Source organism: Klebsiella sp. HN106 (assembly GCF_051209435.1).
In the GTDB taxonomy this organism is placed as follows: domain Bacteria; phylum Pseudomonadota; class Gammaproteobacteria; order Enterobacterales; family Enterobacteriaceae; genus Klebsiella; species Klebsiella oxytoca.
In genome coordinates, this window is record NZ_JBLURD010000015.1 from 73,348 (window position 1) to 89,864 (window position 16,517).

General features: G+C 51.8%; 21 protein-coding genes. 10 read left to right on the forward strand and 11 right to left on the reverse strand.

What is annotated here, in order from left to right; translation table 11 throughout:
- The first annotated feature begins 59 nt into the window (after positions 1-59).
- Together ACSIPU_RS25150 and ACSIPU_RS25155 are read left to right on the forward strand one after the other, a co-directional pair.
- A complete protein-coding gene (locus tag ACSIPU_RS25150) occupies positions 60-719 on the forward strand; it encodes an AzlC family ABC transporter permease (protein ID WP_016809579.1) in 660 nt (219 codons plus the stop codon).
- Positions 719-1,042 (forward strand): AzlD domain-containing protein, encoded by a 324-nt coding sequence (locus ACSIPU_RS25155; protein ID WP_032729184.1) that lies wholly within the window; start codon positions 719-721, stop codon positions 1,040-1,042. Before ACSIPU_RS25150 ends, ACSIPU_RS25155 begins: the two co-directional genes overlap by 1 nt.
- A gap of 37 nt (positions 1,043-1,079) precedes the next feature.
- Here the strand turns inward: ACSIPU_RS25155 and ACSIPU_RS25160 are convergent, their stop codons facing one another.
- The 9 genes from ACSIPU_RS25160 to ACSIPU_RS25200 form a co-directional block, all read right to left on the reverse strand.
- A complete protein-coding gene (locus ACSIPU_RS25160; protein ID WP_004116813.1) occupies positions 1,080-2,114 on the reverse strand; it encodes a YiiG family protein in 1,035 nt (344 codons plus the stop codon).
- 131 nt (positions 2,115-2,245) lie between these two features.
- Entirely contained in the window at positions 2,246-2,797 is a 552-nt protein-coding gene (locus tag ACSIPU_RS25165) for an AAA family ATPase (RefSeq protein ID WP_024274857.1), read from the reverse strand.
- Positions 2,794-3,231 (reverse strand): PTS sugar transporter subunit IIA, encoded by a 438-nt coding sequence (locus ACSIPU_RS25170; RefSeq protein WP_004107437.1) that lies wholly within the window; start codon positions 3,229-3,231, stop codon positions 2,794-2,796. The genes ACSIPU_RS25165 and ACSIPU_RS25170 overlap by 4 nt, the downstream gene beginning before the upstream one ends.
- 9 nt (positions 3,232-3,240) lie before the next feature.
- Positions 3,241-3,510, reverse strand: a complete 270-nt coding sequence (locus ACSIPU_RS25175; RefSeq protein ID WP_024274856.1) for a hypothetical protein — start codon at positions 3,508-3,510, stop codon at positions 3,241-3,243.
- Positions 3,511-3,566: 56 nt separating this feature from the next.
- On the reverse strand, positions 3,567-4,409 hold the full coding sequence (locus ACSIPU_RS25180; protein ID WP_004107433.1) for a class II fructose-bisphosphate aldolase: 843 nt from the start codon (positions 4,407-4,409) through the stop codon (positions 3,567-3,569).
- The gene (locus tag ACSIPU_RS25185) at positions 4,396-5,763 is read right to left on the reverse strand and encodes a PTS sugar transporter subunit IIC (protein ID WP_004107430.1); all 1,368 of its coding nucleotides are present in this window, start codon (positions 5,761-5,763) and stop codon (positions 4,396-4,398) included. The genes ACSIPU_RS25180 and ACSIPU_RS25185 overlap by 14 nt, the downstream gene beginning before the upstream one ends.
- Positions 5,756-6,070, reverse strand: a complete 315-nt coding sequence (locus tag ACSIPU_RS25190; protein WP_004107427.1) for a PTS sugar transporter subunit IIB — start codon at positions 6,068-6,070, stop codon at positions 5,756-5,758. Before ACSIPU_RS25190 ends, ACSIPU_RS25185 begins: the two co-directional genes overlap by 8 nt.
- Before the next feature lie 11 nt (positions 6,071-6,081).
- The gene (locus ACSIPU_RS25195; protein WP_004116804.1) at positions 6,082-7,062 is read right to left on the reverse strand and encodes a 6-phosphofructokinase; all 981 of its coding nucleotides are present in this window, start codon (positions 7,060-7,062) and stop codon (positions 6,082-6,084) included.
- 173 nt (positions 7,063-7,235) lie between these two features.
- Positions 7,236-7,466: a hypothetical protein gene (locus tag ACSIPU_RS25200; RefSeq protein WP_158414379.1), complete on the reverse strand. Its 231-nt coding sequence runs from the start codon at positions 7,464-7,466 to the stop codon at positions 7,236-7,238.
- A 132-nt stretch (positions 7,467-7,598) separates the two neighbouring features.
- Here ACSIPU_RS25200 and ACSIPU_RS25205 point away from each other — a divergent pair, with 132 nt between their 5' ends.
- From ACSIPU_RS25205 to ACSIPU_RS25240, 8 genes are all read left to right on the forward strand, one after another.
- A complete protein-coding gene (locus tag ACSIPU_RS25205; protein WP_032729183.1) occupies positions 7,599-10,199 on the forward strand; it encodes a sigma 54-interacting transcriptional regulator in 2,601 nt (866 codons plus the stop codon).
- Positions 10,200-10,373: 174 nt separating this feature from the next.
- Complete coding sequence (locus ACSIPU_RS25210; protein WP_016809585.1) at positions 10,374-10,856, forward strand: PTS sugar transporter subunit IIA; 483 nt, start codon at positions 10,374-10,376, stop codon at positions 10,854-10,856.
- The gene (locus ACSIPU_RS25215; protein ID WP_032729182.1) at positions 10,853-12,031 is read left to right on the forward strand and encodes a glycoside hydrolase family 88 protein; all 1,179 of its coding nucleotides are present in this window, start codon (positions 10,853-10,855) and stop codon (positions 12,029-12,031) included. Before ACSIPU_RS25210 ends, ACSIPU_RS25215 begins: the two co-directional genes overlap by 4 nt.
- Before the next feature lie 13 nt (positions 12,032-12,044).
- Positions 12,045-12,542 carry a PTS system mannose/fructose/N-acetylgalactosamine-transporter subunit IIB gene (locus tag ACSIPU_RS25220; protein WP_004116798.1) on the forward strand — a complete coding sequence of 166 codons (498 nt, stop codon included), beginning with the start codon at positions 12,045-12,047 and terminating at the stop codon, positions 12,540-12,542.
- 11 nt (positions 12,543-12,553) lie between these two features.
- Positions 12,554-13,354 (forward strand): PTS mannose/fructose/sorbose/N-acetylgalactosamine transporter subunit IIC, encoded by an 801-nt coding sequence (locus ACSIPU_RS25225; protein WP_004116796.1) that lies wholly within the window; start codon positions 12,554-12,556, stop codon positions 13,352-13,354.
- A complete protein-coding gene (locus ACSIPU_RS25230; protein ID WP_004107400.1) occupies positions 13,347-14,189 on the forward strand; it encodes a PTS system mannose/fructose/sorbose family transporter subunit IID in 843 nt (280 codons plus the stop codon). Before ACSIPU_RS25225 ends, ACSIPU_RS25230 begins: the two co-directional genes overlap by 8 nt.
- Before the next feature lie 222 nt (positions 14,190-14,411).
- Positions 14,412-14,687 (forward strand): hypothetical protein, encoded by a 276-nt coding sequence (locus ACSIPU_RS25235; RefSeq protein ID WP_227628712.1) that lies wholly within the window; start codon positions 14,412-14,414, stop codon positions 14,685-14,687.
- Between the two features lie 41 nt (positions 14,688-14,728).
- Positions 14,729-15,109 (forward strand): oligogalacturonate-specific porin KdgM family protein, encoded by a 381-nt coding sequence (locus ACSIPU_RS25240; protein WP_265090772.1) that lies wholly within the window; start codon positions 14,729-14,731, stop codon positions 15,107-15,109.
- Positions 15,110-15,273: 164 nt separating this feature from the next.
- On the opposite strand, the gene ACSIPU_RS25245 is transcribed toward ACSIPU_RS25240, so the two are convergent.
- Positions 15,274-15,486, reverse strand: a complete 213-nt coding sequence (locus tag ACSIPU_RS25245; RefSeq protein ID WP_004107394.1) for a YdgH/BhsA/McbA-like domain containing protein — start codon at positions 15,484-15,486, stop codon at positions 15,274-15,276.
- A gap of 128 nt (positions 15,487-15,614) precedes the next feature.
- Complete coding sequence (gene fdhD, locus ACSIPU_RS25250; RefSeq protein ID WP_016809588.1) at positions 15,615-16,451, reverse strand: formate dehydrogenase accessory sulfurtransferase FdhD; 837 nt, start codon at positions 16,449-16,451, stop codon at positions 15,615-15,617.
- Between the last annotated feature and the right edge of the window lie 66 nt (positions 16,452-16,517).

A 16,517-nucleotide genomic window follows, 5' to 3' on the forward strand; every position in this document is an offset into this window, starting at 1 on the left:
TGAAATACGATTCTGTTGCGTTCATTATAATGGAAATTCGTTCGATATGGCTAAAGAGTATGAAACATCACTTCGCCAGTCTTAAAGGCGACACCCTCAGAGCAATTGTTTTAGTCTGCCTTGCAGTGGGCATCGTTGGTATGTCCTATGGCTCGCTGGCCATTGCCTACGGTTTCCCGATTTGGGTGCCCTTTGTGCTTTCGGTCAGCGTCCTGGCGGGCGCCTCGGAGTTTATGTTTATCGGCATTGTCGCCAGCGGCGGAAATCCCCTGGCGGCGGCGGCGGCCGGTTTACTGGTCAACGCTCGTCATATTCCCTTCGGCGTGACGGTTCGCGACCTGGTCGGCCAGCGCGCCGCCAGCTTCCTCGGCTGCCATATTATGAACGATGAAAGCGTGGTGTTTGGTCTGTCGCAGAAAACCCCCGAGCAGCGGCGGGCGGCCTACTGGCTGTGCGGTCTGGGCGTGGCGCTGATCTGGCCATTGGGCGCGCTATTGGGCGCGGGGGTCGGCAAACTGCTCCCGGCTCCGGAAACCATTGGCCTCGATGCGGTCTTTCCGGCCATTCTGCTGGCGCTGGTGGTTCCGGCATTTAAAAATCGCACCACCTTGATCCGCGCCTGCAGCGGAGCAGCTCTGTCGCTGGCCGCCGTACCTTTTGCGCCGGTTGGTCTGCCGGTTTTGCTGTCGCTGTTTGGCCTGCTGACGAGGAGAAAATAATGGGCAATATGACGCTGTTTATCGCCGGTATCGCGATTCTGTCGCTGGGCACTTACTTGATGCGCTTAGGCGGAGCGAAGCTCGGCAGCCGGCTGGCCTTTTCTGAGCGCTCACAGGCGCTACTCTCCGATGCGGCAACGGTGCTGCTCTTTTCCGTCGCGCTGGCAACCACCTTCTACGAAGGTGAATATTTTGCCGGGATGGCGCGGGTACTGGGCGTGGGCTTTGCGGTATTTCTTGCCTGGCGTAAGATGCCGCTGATCGTGGTGATTATCGCCGCTGCCGTGGTGACGGCGCTGCTGCGGATGGCGGGTTTACGATAAAAGCGCCCACAGGCGCTTTTATCGTTCTTCAGCCAGGTTAATCACTCAATGTATTAAACCATCTTACGAGCTGGTTATAGCTCGCCATGAGATGTTCAAAGGAGCCATCCACCATTTGCGGGGCGCCATCCATCAACATGGCTTCCCCAGACGTCAGCGGCGTGTTATCGCGAACGCGGCGGACGCGCGTTTTGGCATCCAGAAGGTACTTTTCCGCCGCTTCGATAAACGTCGGGGCTCTGATCTCACGCATCCGGGGACCTTTTTTGGTTTCGCCCTGTTTTGACTTCAATTGCTCAATTTGTTCACCCAGATCCTGGACGAGTTTCATCGCAGCATCGGTATCAAATTTATCCGCCTCAAGCGCCTGGTTAACCTTTTTGCTGGTCAACATAATGGATAGCGAATAGTAATCAAAAGACTTGCCTTCTTTGGCCTCAATCTTTTTCAACTGCTGTTCCTGACGGCGGTTATTAATTTCATGAATCGCTTCTGAGTAAGCATCTGATGCGGGTTTGAACGCGGCTAATGCCTGAATAAACTGAGTATGCAGCGCTTTGCCTTTAGCGAAAGCATCATCTTTATAATCTTGCTGTTCGTAATATTTATTCATCTTATTGATGACTTCTGCCAGCTTAATGGATGAATTAATATAAGGTAAAGCGAGATTATCGATAGGATCCAGCGACGGCTTTAAACTCGAAACGTGCGTCATATTGGCCAGGCACTTATCAAACTCTGCGGAAACATCCGTGATACCACCAACACTCTTTTCTTTTCCGGTGGGACCGACCTTCAGATCGTCTAACCAGCGAGCATAGTATTTAATGCTACGATAAATATCTTCATCGATATCATTATAGCACTCAATATATACGCTCATCTTTTCGCTAATAATGCGGTCTGGGCTGGCGTTTTTAACTTCCTTGTTATCTGCACCTGAAGATGCGGATGGACTAGCCGGAGCTGCTGCAGGAGCAGGAGCGCTTTCGGGTAATTTATTATCGTCGCATCCAACAAGCCCCATTAATAAGACGCAGCTTATTGCTGCCGCCAATAAATTCCTTTTCATAACTATCCTTTATTAAAAACAATTAAACCAATCTAAAGACAGGAGGATAAATCATATCGCATAATCGTTTTATGCCGATACAAAAAAAGCGCCCGCAGGCGCTTTTAAACTAATGATGTTATTTAGCCTGACTAAATCTGTGCTGCAATCCAAAGAATAACGCGCTCGATATCCAGCGGTTTTTGCTGATCCACGGTCAATACCGGCCCCAGTCGCATTGGTTCCGCCTGCTGCGCCAGCCGAGCCAGTTCCGGCAGATACTCTTCGCCCGGATGCCCCGGCTTACGATCGTGTAACCGGCTGGCATAGCGCGCCACCGCAAGCTCAGGCGGGATGTGATTCCAGACCTCCAGAACCTTTTCAACGCCCGCTTGTTGTAGCAGCTGCTGCAGCGTGTCGCGCGGTTGAAAGCCAAACCAGGCGTCAATGAGCCAGATGCAGCCTGCCGGTGACTGACCGACAATCGACCATATCACTTCATACGCGGCGCAGCCCAGTTGCCGGTTGAAGGACCGATCGATCCCGGTAAAGCACGCCATAAACGGCTCTTTAATACCGTCGATGGTCAGCTGCGGCAGATTAAACGCTGCCGATAGCTGCCGGGTGACGGTGCTTTTACCCGAGGCGGGAATGCCGTTAATTAAAATTACCGTTTTGCAGCCGGGTGTGAGATATCTGTTCATAGCAACGCAACGACCTCCTCCTTGCTGCTGGCGGCCCGCAGCTTCTCCATGGTCTCGTTATTATCGAGCAGAGCGACAATCGCACGAATCCCCTCTTCTATATGGGCATTGCTGTCCTGCGCGCCGAACATAATGACGATATCCGCCTTCTCGCTATCAGCAAACTGAATTGGCTTATCCAGCACAACAAGGCTAAAGCAGTTGCGCTTTACGCCGCACTCCGGTCTGGCATGCGGGATGGCGATGCCCTCATCAAAAACGTAATAGGCGCCATGATGCAGGGTATTATCGATCACCGCCTGACCGTAATCTGCCGAGATATATCCCTTTGCCACCAGCGGGCTGGCCGCCAGTTGGATCACCTTCTGCCAGTCGGACTCCGTGACGCCGACCTGAATCGCATCGGCCTCAATAAGCAGTTCTTTTATCGTCATTATCACTTCCTATATATTACGGCGAATAACATTACGTAACTCATCAATGCGCACAAAAAGCGCATCTATTTCCTGGCGATGCGTATGGCTTTTGGCATATACCGACAGTGCCCGGTTATAAACCAGCATTAATGCTTTCTGTACTTCGCCATTTCCCGGGTCGCCCCGTAATTCGCCTTCCAGCCTGGCGATTTCCCCCGCCAGCTGGCGGGACTGTGCGTCATAATCCTGCGGCGGGCTACTCTCTTTTTTCCACAGCGTTTTCAAAGATTCAAACATAGCGAGCTCCTCCCTGACGGACAGCAGGGCAACGGAATACGATTAAAAATAAAGTATTATTTAAACAGCGCGATTTTTTCCATTAATACCTGGGTGACCGCATTATTCGCCGGAATTAAGAATTTGCGCACGCTGTCGTTAACTTTGCCTTTTTCAAAAGTGGTTTTACATTGATCGACCCACTGAACGTTCATTTCAGTACCGACGTTCACTTTGTTGATGCCTTCCGTTACGGCCAGGCGCATATCATCATCGCTGACGCCGGTACCGCCGTGGAGCACTAACGGTACGCCTGTGGCGGCGCTAATCTCTTTCAGCCGCTGATGCTGGATCTGCGCTTTGCCGGTATAGAGGCCATGTACCGTGCCTACGGAGACCGCCAGCATATCCACCTGCGTCTCCTTCACAAAGCGTTTGGCGTCTTCCACCGTGGTGAAACAAATATCTTCTGCGGCAACGGCTTTGCCATCTTCCGAGCCGCCTATCGCCCCCAGCTCGCCTTCTACCGTGATATTCCGCGGGCGCGCCATCTCCACCACGATACGCGTATTGCCGATATTCTCCTCCAGCCCCAGATGGGAGCCGTCATACATCACTGATGAAAATCCGGCATCCATTGCCGTTTCAATGGCGCTGATATCAGAGCAGTGATCCAGATGCAGACAGGTCGGCACGTTTTCACTTTCCGCGAGCGAGCGCACGGCATCCACCAGTAAACGATAGCCGAGATATTCCGCCGTCCCGGTAGAGATTTGAATCATCAATGGGCTATCGCTTATCTGCGCCGCTTTAAAAAAGGCGGGCAGCATTTCAATACAGTGCAAATTAAACGAGCCAATGGCTTTAAAATCTCTTTCCTGCGCAATTTTCAGAATCGCGTTGAAGTTATACAGACTCATGAATATTTTCCCCTTTTGGCTTAGCTGATTTACCGTTTACGAACCATGCCAGTGCGGCAACAAAAACAATGAACAGAGCAACAAATAGCCAGTTATTCTGGAAGGCGTGGCCCAATACCAGACCGGAACTAATGACGTCAGAATCGCTGAAAGTGACGCCGGTAAAGCCGTAGCTTTCCAGCATCGGCACTAAAATGGCGGGCAGAAAGGTAATAAACAGGCCGTGAATGACGCCGCCAATCATCGCTCCGCGCCGGCCGCCCAGCGCGTTGCCAAACACGCCTGCCGTACCGCCGGCAAAGAAGTTGGTTAACAGGCCGGGCAGGATCATCGCCAGACCAAACATCGGGAATACCAGCATGCCGATAATGGAGCCGACGGTCGTTGCCAGGAAGCCGACAATCACCGCATTGGGCGCATAGGGGAACAGTACCGGGCAATCCAGCGCGGGTTTTGCATCCGGGACAATGCGCATGGCGATGCCGCGGAATGCCGGAACCAGCTCGTTAAGCAATAAGCGCACGCCGCTATAGAGAACGAATACCCCCGCCACAAACTGTATAGACTGCATAAAGGCGTACATCAGGTAGTTAATACCGCCGGAAAACTGCGCGATATATTCCGGGCCTGCGGCAAGCGCGGGAATGAGGTACATCGGCACCATTACCACCGCCATCGCAAGGTAGGTATCCTGGAGGAACTTAAAGTTATCAGGTAGCTCAAGATCTTCGGTTGAGCGGGAACCTTTCCCGACCACTTTAGCCACCGCCGCCTGCACCAGATAGCCGATGGTGCAGAAGTGCCCCAGCGCCACATCATCGGAACCGGTAATACGTCTGACCACCGGCTGCGCAAGAGCGGGCATCAATACCGCCATTACGCCGCCGAAAATACCGCCGGTTAAAATCAGCGACAGTCCGGTCAGCCCGGCTTTATAGCCTATTACCGCGCCGATGGTCGCCATCCACAGCAGAGCCTGGCCGGTCAGGAAGATATATTTGAGCGGCGTCAGGCGGGCGATAATAATGTTAACGGCAAAAATGACCATCAGGGTCAGCGCCACTTCGGAACCTAATTCACGATTGGCTAACCCGGCGATGGCGGCAACATCAGTAATGTAGCCTTTCATGCCGAATCCCTGGGTGAAGATATCGTTAAGGAACGTTAGCGTGGCGACAATAATGTTGATTCCGGCCATCATTATTAAGAAACCGAGCAGCGTTTTAAAGGTTCCCTCCGCCGTTTTGCCCGCTGATTTTTTTTGCAAAATCAGGCCCAGCATCGCAATAAATGCAATTAATATCGAAGCCTGGCCGAGCAAATCTTTGACGATAAACTCTACAAAGCTATTCATAATCTGCCACCTTCAGGTTACGCTCTTTTAAGAATGCGACGATTTTGGCTTCAACCTCATCTTTGTCCGTCAGTTTATGCAGTACCACCACACGTTTAATTTCCTCCTCACTAGCATCTGCGGTTAATATATCGGCAAAGGTTTTTTGCGTCAGAATCATGTCTGATTTAAACGCCCCGGCTTCGGAAATTGTGGTATGTTCAATTTGCGCCGGAATTTCCAGTTTCTTTAAAACCGCCTTCGCCGTCATTTCGATGGCAAAGCTAGAACCGAGGCCGCAGCCACATACGCAAAGAATTTTCAGCATGTAGGGTCTCCTCAAATAATATTGAGTTGTTTGGCAAGTTTATAATGGTGTCCTTCGGTATCGACCAGACGTTTTTTCATACTGACTAAATCAATCGGAATAGGTTTGTTACTGGAATTAATTATAATGGCTTTATTTTTCATGCCGGACTGAATGCAGCGAACCACTTCGCAGGCCATAATCGTCCCCTGATAGATTTCTTCGCAGGTCGGGTCGCCGCTGCGTAAACCGTAGCCCACGATGGTTTTGCGGATGCGTACGCCAATTTGCGGTTCGAGCTGCTTAATCATGGTATCAATGGCCCCCTGAAAACCGGGAGAATACTCTCTGGTGTAGCCTTCAGAGCAGAGGATCACCACGCTATTTTGCTGTTTTAGCTTGTGCTTCACCCGCTCGGCCAGCGCTTCTAACGGCATCTGTGATTCCGGAATCAGGGCAATATCAGCATTAGATTTAATAGCGGATTGCAACGTTAACTCTCCACAATAGCCTCCTAATATTTCAACCATAAATACCCGACCCGGTAATGCTCTTCCGGTATTTCTTAAACGGGAAACTTCTTTAATAATCTGCTCGCAGGCAGTAGAAAAACCAATCGTATAATCGCTGCCGTATACATCATTATCGATAGTCATCCCGACGCCAAAGCAGTTAATATCAAATTCACTCAGCGTATTGAGAAACTGCAGGCTGCCGTCGCCGCCGGCCATAATCAGCACATCGATACGCAATGATTTAATTTTTTTAGCTATGGTTTCATATTCACTGCGCAACAGCTTGCGGCTGGTCCGACCGGATGTGATGATCGGAATAGACGTTATGGAGAAATCAACCAGATCGCGCCACGCAACTTCGTGATGATTTTTATCCAATAACCCGGGTATGCCCCCGTTAAAAACGGTGATATCGGCGCTCGCCAGTCTGGCAATCTGAAATATAAAGTTATTAATTCCAGAAACATCGCCACCGCTAATAACAATGCCAATTTTCATTGTCTGCCCCCGCCGTTTTTCCTGCCAACATTTTTCCCCGACTTCAAGGCTGTTATTTGCAATAGAGATCACAATATGTCGATAAATTTAGACACACCTAATATTGACACCGGGTTTATCATCACGTTTTTTGTGATCAATCTCTCCTTTATAAAAGGCGATCGCCTTAACAATTATTTTTTTATTTTCTTTAAGATCATTAAGTTGCCTGAATGAGCCGTTCTGCGGCCAGCTTGACGGTTTCGACCAATAAACCCGGCGGTAATGAAAAGGCGGAAATGTGATAAATAGCGCATTTTTTTGCGTCGGGAGGGTTCACAGCGCTTAATCTCGCGGTTCAGGCTGTCACGCTCGCGATGGAGAGACCAGATGTTATGCCCTGTAAAATCTGTGGCGATCTTCATCACACTTCAATCAAAACACAGTTTCATTTTTATCTAATGCCGTAGAAAGTACTCAGTGTCTAATAAAAACAGTAGTGTCTAGTGTCTAAATAAAATCGACGCTATTTTCTACTCTACGCGGGGCATTGAGAGATGGCGCTGTCGGCAAAAGAAAAATTATTCCAGAAAATAGTCACCCATTACGCGCAGAAAGCCGCAGGATTCACGGCTCAGGACTGTGCGGATTTTATGCAGGTTAATCGCAGCGTCATTAGTCATTATCTCAATAGACTGTGCGATGACGGTCATCTGCGCAAAGAAAACACCCGTCCGGTACGCTTCTATGTACAGCAAAAAGGCGGGGAAACTACTCAGGCGTCTAGCATAGTGTCGAAAAAACATGACGCCTTTCTGCCGCTGATTGGTGCCCACGGGAGCCTGGCGGAAGCCGTCGCGCTGTGCCGCTCTGCGGTGGACTATCCGGACGGCTTACCTATCCTCTTGTCCGGAGAAAGCGGCGTCGGTAAAAGCCATCTGGCGACGCTGATCTATCAATATGCTATTGAGCGCGGGGCTATCGCGGCGGACAACCCCTTCGTCGAGCTTAACTGCGCGGATTACGCTAACAACCCGGAGCTGCTTTCGGCGACACTTTTCGGCTATACCCGCGGCGCCTTCACTGGAGCCGACCGCGAGAAACGCGGCGCCTTTGATGATGCCGATGGCGGATTTCTGTTTCTTGATGAAGTGCATCGCCTCTCGGCAGAGAATCAGGAAAAGCTGTTTCTGTTTATGGACAAGGGGTATTTCTACCGTCTTGGCGATAATCGCACGCGCCACCCTGCATCGCTGCGGTTCATCTTCGCCACCACGGAAAATATCGACACCGTACTGCTCAATACCTTTCGCCGGCGTATCCCGGTGCGCGTCACGCTACCCAACTATATTTCACGCCCGCTTACCGAACGCGTCGCTCAGGTTAGCCATTTTTTGCATCAGGAAGCGCTCAGCCTGCGGCGCAGTATCCATCTCGATAACCAACTGATGCATCAGCTGGTAACCTCCCCGGTACGCGGCAATATCGGCGAGTTAAAAAACCAGATCAAAGTAATGTGCGCCAGCGCCTGGAGCGATAGTCGCGAGGCCGACGCCATCACGCTACGCGGCCCCATATCCGGCGGTGAGATAATTAGCATTAACGCTAACCCACATGATGATGCGCTGAATATTAGCCATCTACTGCCAAAAGCAATGCGCGACGACGTTATTTTTCGCGACTTTTGCCATAGCGGTAACGTGCTGTTGCTGAATCGCAAAATGGAACAGCGGCTGACGACGTTCGGCGGCGCAGTTGCCGCCGAGTCGCTGTACAGCGGCTATATCTGGCAGAACACCGTTCATGCTCTGGAGGAGCTGGAGAACTTGACCGGCGTCTCCTGTAGCCTGGAGATCCGCAAGGCGGTCTGGCTCTGTCTAAGCTATGCGCTCCATGCTCCGGAAGAGGCGGTCGACCCAGGCGAACTGCAAACGATTTCCGATTATGTTTCCGGAAAGGCGCGCCTGCTGGCCGAGGAGTGCCTGGCTTTACTTAGCAAACATGTCACCCGGCAGCCGCTGCCCCTGCTGCTCCCGCTGCTAAGCTGCGCATTTCACACCCTCGCCGGTGAAGACGATCCGATTCAGGGCATTATCGTTTCCCACGGCCGCGCCACCGCGTCGAGCATTGCCGGGATCGCCAACCAGCTGACCGGCGGCTATTACTTTAAAGCCTTCGACATGGCGAACGCGACCTCTACCCGAGAGATCATCGACCTGCTGATTGCTCACGTTTCGCGCCTCAGGCAAGGAGCCGGGCTGATTATCCTGGTGGACATGGGGTCGCTGAAAGAGATCTATGAAGAGATAAAGCTCCATCTGCATGGCGAACTCCTGGTTATCAATAACGTCAGCACGGCCATGGCGCTGGATATTGCGGGTAAAATTCAGGATAAGCTGTCGATGGAGGCGATTATTGAAAGTGCTAAAGGTGCGTACGAGGTGGAAACGCGCTACTACGCGGGCGTGTTACCGGGCAATAAAATTATTATCTCCTGTATCTCCGGCGAAGGGATCTCCCGCAAGCTAAAAGATATTGTCCAGCGCTTCCTGGCCCAGGAGGAGATCGACATTATTACGATGGAGTATGACGATCTGAAATGGAAAATCGCCCATGCTGACCCGGCGCTAAACGGTACGCGGCTAATCATCACCACGACCGATCTGGAAGCAGGCTATATTCCTCTGCTTAGCGTGGAACAGCTGATTAAAGAAAAGACGCTGGTGTTAAAACGCGACTACTTCAACGGGCTGTTGATGGAAGGCGGTCTGGAGCCCATGATTGATGAAGTGGTTAAACTGTTTACCGTCGAAGGCGTCGCCAGCCGCCTTAACTTCCTCAATCCGGTAGTGATTATTGATGAAGTCGAAGCGGTCATTAAGCAGTATGAATCCTTCTACAAAATCCATTTTGAAAGCTATCTGCGCATCAACCTGTTCATGCACATCGCGCTGATGATCGAACGGGTCATGGTCAACAATGGGGTCCGCCATCGCGAAGAGGCGGAGTTAACGCTGGAACAGCAGGCGTTTGTCGCCGTCCATGACACCTTTTTTCAGGCTCTGAACCGCAAATACAATATCACCCTGCCGCTTACCGAAGTGCTGATGATTTATGAAATTATGGAACCGTGGATTGCCTTTGATCCCGGCCATTAATCCCCCGCCGCCAGCTTCGGCTGGCAAACCTGTCGACACTGCATAAGCTGCCTATTCAACACTGCAAAGAGCGTCCAAAAAAATATTTTTATCCTTTAAAATCATAGCAATAAAAACATGGCACGCTGATTGCTAATTCTTTCTCAGACACCTGTAAAGATTAAGGAATACGCAATGCGAGAGATGTACATCGCAACTCACGGCCGCTACGCAGAAGGGATAGTGTCGGCATTAAATCTGCTGATTGGCGACGACCATGGCGTCACGCCCGTCTGCGCCTACTGCGGCGAAATTGGCTCAACCGCAGAGTTAGCAGCCCGCTTTGATGTTATAGCCCAACAGGCTGCCGGTCGCGGCAATGAGCTGGTGCTGTTTACCGATATGCCGGGCGGCAGTGTCAACAATACCGCCGTACAGATGATGGTTAAATATCCCCACGCTCACGTAATCAGCGGCGCTAACCTGATTATGCTGATGGAGTTTTGTATGTCGGAGCACACTGATACCGCCCAGCGCCTCCAGGACGCATTTGCCGCCGCCAGCGGAGCAATGCAGTACATGAACCAGCTGCCGGAAATCATCACTGCGCGCCAGACGAAACAGCCTCACTCCCAGGATGATATTGACGATTTTTTTGCCGGGGAGGGAAAGCTATGACTATCGCACTCGAAGCGCTTGATACTCGCTACTTCTCACCGCAGCCAGGGCTGGACCGCGCCTGGCTTGACGGCGCCATCGGCGACGTTCTGATCCGCCTCGATGCTATACTGCCGCGCTTTACGGCGACCTTTCCCTCCGCCAGTGCGACACGGGGCCGTTATGAAAGCGTGGAGAAAGTCGACTGGACCGAGGGATTCTGGACCGGCATGCTGTGGCTCGCCTGGGAGGTCACCGGCGATGATAAATATCGGGCGGTGGCGGAAAGTCTGCTCGATAGCTTTGAAGAACGTCTCGATAAGCAGATTAAAGTGGATACCCACGATCTGGGCTTTCTCTATCTCCTCTCCTGCGTTAACGCCTGGAAGCTCACCGGCAACCTGCGCGCTCGCGAACTCGCCCTGCGCGCGGCCGAGCTGCTCTATCGCCGCTTTAACGCCACGGCGGGCGTCATTCAGGCCTGGGGAGATTTAAACGACCCGGCACGCCAGGGGCGAATGATCATCGACTGCAATCTTAATGTTCCGCTGCTGTTTTGGGCCGCCAACGAAACCGGAAATCAACAATGGCGCGAAGCCGCCTGCCGTCATCTGGCACAGGCCGCACGCTATCTGGTACGTGATGATGCTTCTACTTTTCATACGTTCTATATGGATATTCATAACGGTAAGCCGCTACGCGGGGATACGCACCAGGGATTCAGCGATAGCTCTTGCTGGTCGCGCGGCCAGGCGTGGGGAATTTACGGTTTTGCGCTGGGATACACCCACACCGGCGATGCCTGGCAGCCCGAGCTCTCTCGCCGCCTAGCGCACTATTTTCTTAACCGCCTGCCGGAAGATTTTGTCTGCTACTGGGATCTGATTTTCACCGCCAGGGATAACCAGTATCGGGACACTTCCGCAGCGGCGATAGCCGCCTGCGGTCTGGCGGAACTACTGAAGCTGTTACCGCTCACCGACCCGCTGCGCCCGGCCTACAGCAATGCTATCGAACTGATGATGCGCAGTTTACACGAGCGCTACCTTGCCCACACGCAGGACGGCCTGCTGCGCGAAGGCGTTTATAACTTTGGCCGCAATATGGGCATTAACGAACCAAACCTCTGGGGCGATTACTTCTATTTCGAAGCCCTGGTTCGCCTTTCCCGCGTCTGGACACCCTACTTTTGCTAACTGGAGCTACACCATGATTTCTTTAGTACGTATTGACGATCGTCTAATCCACGGACAGGTTGCCGTGGTCTGGACCAAGCATCTGGGCGTGAACCGCATTCTGGTCGCCAATGACCAGATCGTGAATAACGAAGTGCAAAAAATGTCGCTGCGCATGGCGGCTCCTGATACCGCAAAATGCGCCATCATGGCGGTAAAGGATGCAGGGGATGTGCTTAACGACCCGCGTTCGGACGCAATGAAAATTATGGTGATCGTCAACAACGCCGCCGACGCCCGTCGACTCGTCGAACAGGTTCCGGGAATAAAAACGTTAAATGTCGCTAACTTTGGGCGCATCACCGACAATCTGGCGGCGAAAAAGCGCATCAGCGATACCGTCTACGTGACGCCGGAAGATGTGGCGGATTTCCACGCCATCGCCAACCGCGGCATTGCCGTTGAATATCAGGTCCTGCCTTCTCATCCGGTAAAAAACCTGATTGAGATGCTGGGCAACGCCGCCAGCTAAGCGAGGTCGCTATGTTAACGTCTGCACTCCTTGTCGCGCTGGTGATGTATATCGCCAAGTTCGCGGATCACACCCTGGGACAACCGCTCATCGAAAGGCCGCTGATCTGCGGCGCGATGGTAGGACTGGTGCTGGGGGATTTTCAACAGGGCATTATTATCGGCGCCACGCTGGAACTCATTTTTCTGGGCACTATCACTATCGGCGGCTCCGTTCCCGCAGATCTGGCTGTGGGTTCAGTCCTGGCGACGGCCTTTACCATTCTTACTCACGCGGAACCAGCGGTGGCCGTCGCGCTGGCGCTGCCCATCAGCCTGCTGGCGGTTTTCGTCTATCAGGTACTAAAGCTGGTTTATACCGGACTGGTTGAAAAATATGACGCCTTACTGGAAGAAGGCCGCGACCGTGCGGCGCTGGGTATCACTTTCGGCATGACCCTGTTTTACGGCGTGCCGTTTGCGGTACTGGCGTTCTTCGGCATTCTGTTTGGCACCGACGTCATTCGCAGTCTGGTCGAAAGTATCCCGGATACGGTGATGCGTGGAATGACTGCCGTTGGCGGCATTCTCCCGGCGCTGGGCTTCGCAATTTTGCTCAAAGCATTATGGAACAAGAATATCGCCGCCTTCTTCTTTATCGGTTTTGCGATGGCGGCCTATCTGCAGCTACCGATTATGGGCATTGCCATTATCGCGGCCTCGGTAGCGGTCTATCTGTGCTTTAACGAATTTAATCAGCTTAAAGCCAATAAACAGGCGGCAACCGCTGCCCCAGCGTCAGTTGATGATAAGGATGGGTTTTTCAATGACTGATATCCAACACAGTGCGCTCAGCGCACAAAATGACAGCAAAGGCGAAAAAAAGATGTTCCGTCAGCTGTTCTTCCGCCAGTTCCAGCTGCTGGGCTCCATGAACTTTACCCGCATGGAGGGGCTGAGCTACGGCTGGATCCTTGCGCCGCTGCTGAAAAAAATCTATACCGGCAATCCACACGGCTATATTGAGTCGTTAAAACGTAACAGCCAGTTTTTTAATACCAACCAGCATCTGGCTCCTTTTATTATGGGCCTGACGCTGTCGATGGAGAAAGAGAACGCAGCCAATCCGAACTTTGATACTTCCAGTATTAACGGCATCAAAGTGGCGCTGATGGGACCCTTCGCTGGCGTCGGGGATTCCTTCTTTTATGGCGTACTGCGTATTATCGCCACCGGGATTGCCATCGGTCTGGCATCGCAAGGGAATCCGCTGGGACCGCTGCTGTTCCTGCTGATTTACAATATTCCCAGCTATCTGCTGCGCTATTACGGCGGCGTCATGGGCTACCGTTTAGGCTCTAAGTATATCGCCGAAGCGACGCAATCAGGGTTACTGAGCTGTATAACGAAAGCCTCATCAATTATGGGTTTGATGATGGTGGGAGCGATGAGCGCCAGCATGGTGAAGTTTACCACCACCTTTAAAACCACCATCGCCGGCCAACCCTTTGTACTGCAAGAGATCCTCGACAAAATTTGCGTCGGATTGATTCCTCTGCTTTTAGTTCTGGGCTGCCTGAAGCTTCTGAATAAAAAAGTTAGCCCCAATAAAGTATTAATTATGTTGATTGTCTTCGGTTTTGCCGCTGCGGGTATTGGCATAATTTAACGCATCCCCTGGCTCCCTTTAATAAAAGGGAGCCGTCCTCTTACTCGTGATGAGTATCGACGCAAATAAAAAATCAGTCAGTGTCGAATTAAGGCTCAACACATAAAAACAACTCCATTTATTTTAAGAACTTTATATTCTGGCACAGCAATTGCTATTTAATAAGTGTCTTTTATTTCTCTCCAGAAATTATGGCACTTATTAAATCCTACAGGAATAAAAATGAAAAAATCACGCACGCTTTGTATCGCCATACCGCTGTCCTGCTTTACGCTAAATGCAATTGCCGCAGCAACCTGGGTTGATAATCGCTACGCTCACACGACGGCCTCTGAGAAAAACCAGTATAAAATTGGCCTGGGTCATATATTTGATAATGGCGCAGGCGTTCTGGCTTCCGCAATGTACGACCTCGGGCAAGACTTTAATCAAATGAAAAGCTCATTTCAGGAGTTTGAAGGCTGGTTCCGCTACCGCTTAATGAAAAATGGACGCTGACGCCTGGCGGATTAACCGATATTGATAATAAAGGAACAAAACTGGCTCCTTATATCAGTCTCGACTATAAAATCAGTAAAACATTGAGTTTCAGCAGCCGCTATCGCTATAACCATATGACCCATAAAGATCGCGATTATAATGGCTATATGGATTATAACGACAGCCATCAGCTCGACCTGTTCCTTAATTACCAGGCGACCGAAAAACTGTGGCTCCAGCTCAACCCTGAGTTCTTCGTCAACGCTAACGACTTCAATGCCTCTAACGGGCAGAAAACCCACTGGGAGCCAAGCATTGTGGCGCGCTACCGCGTCGATAAACACTGGCTTCCCTATGCAGAAGTGGCCTGGCTCGATCAGGATCAGAATCACGACGATCAGGTACGATTCCGCCTCGGCATTCGCTATTACTTCGATTAAAGGATGCAAGGGCAACAGCTATTGTGCCCGCATTTCTGCCGGGCGGCGCCTGACGCACCGCCCGGCCAATGATAAGCACAATCTCCATAGCTGATGCACATCCGCAGGCCACAAAAAGACAAAAAAAGCGCCCCTTGGGCGCTCTTTCGACAGTAGCTTTAAGCTTATTTATTCAGTTCAGCGGTCATGTGCACGCGGTTACCGGTAAACGCTTCGGTAATTTTGTAAGACGACGCGCCTGCGGCCTGGGCCTGAGCGGCGATCTTCGCTTCCGCACCGTCCATCGTTGCTGCGGTAGCGGTGACGGTTTCCGCAGCAAAGGAACCAAAAGAAGCGGAAAGTGCGATAACAGCGACAAAAGTTTTGATGCTTTTCATGAGATAAACCCTTTACGTTAGTTGTTTTAATAAGGCGCCGTGCCTTGATGTGATAAATAGTAGCCCTCACATCGTCAAACAAAAAGCGGAAGGATTTGCTGTTATCATTCAAAAAAATTGACTTAATTTTAACCTGCAATTAACCGCTGCGGATGCGTGTACACGGTTGCCCTACCCGGCTTGCAGAAGCCCACCAGCGTCAGGTTACAGCGCTCGGCAACTTCAACCGCCAGCGTGGTCGCGGCAGAGACCGCAAAAAGAATTTCCACCCCGCACATCGCCGCCTTCTGCACCATTTCATAGCTGGCGCGGCTGGAGACGAGCGCCGCACCGTTTTGCCAGGCGCCATCATCTTCCGCGCGGTGTCCGAGGAGTTTGTCCAGCGCCACGTGGCGGCCAACGTCTTCGTGGCCGCCCGCGAGCTCGCCGGAAAGCGTTACCCAAGCCGCCGCATGCGTGCAGCCGGTAAGGCAGCCTATCGGCTGAAAATCCCGCAGATGCGCCAACGCGCGATCGAGATTCGCCAGATCGAACGTCTGGGTAAAAGGCAGAGGCTGCACGGGCTTACCGATATCGTTGAGCTGTTCCACGCCGCATACGCCACAGCCGGTGCGGCCGGCTAGCGCACGACGGCGCTCTTTCAATCCCATAAAGCGGCGGCTGGAGAGCTCAATTTGCACTTCCAGGCCGTTACAGGCCTGAACGACGTCGATGCCATAAATCTCGCGCCGGTTCTCTATAATCCCTTCGGATAAGGAAAAGCCGACGGCGAACTGCGCCAGGTCTTTCGGCGTCGCCATCATCACCACGTGCGAGATGCCGTTATAAACCAGCGCAACGGGTACCTCTTCAGCTAACTCGTCTGGCTGGGGATGTTGCAAATTTGGGCGCTTCCAGAGCGATACCTGGCGATAACCTGTGATATCGATCACATTTTCGATTTGTTCAAGAGGCTTCTTGTTCACTTTGTCTTAACCGTATTGGAACAGGCATACACACAATGTGGTATTCTGTTTATATCCCTCCGGGAA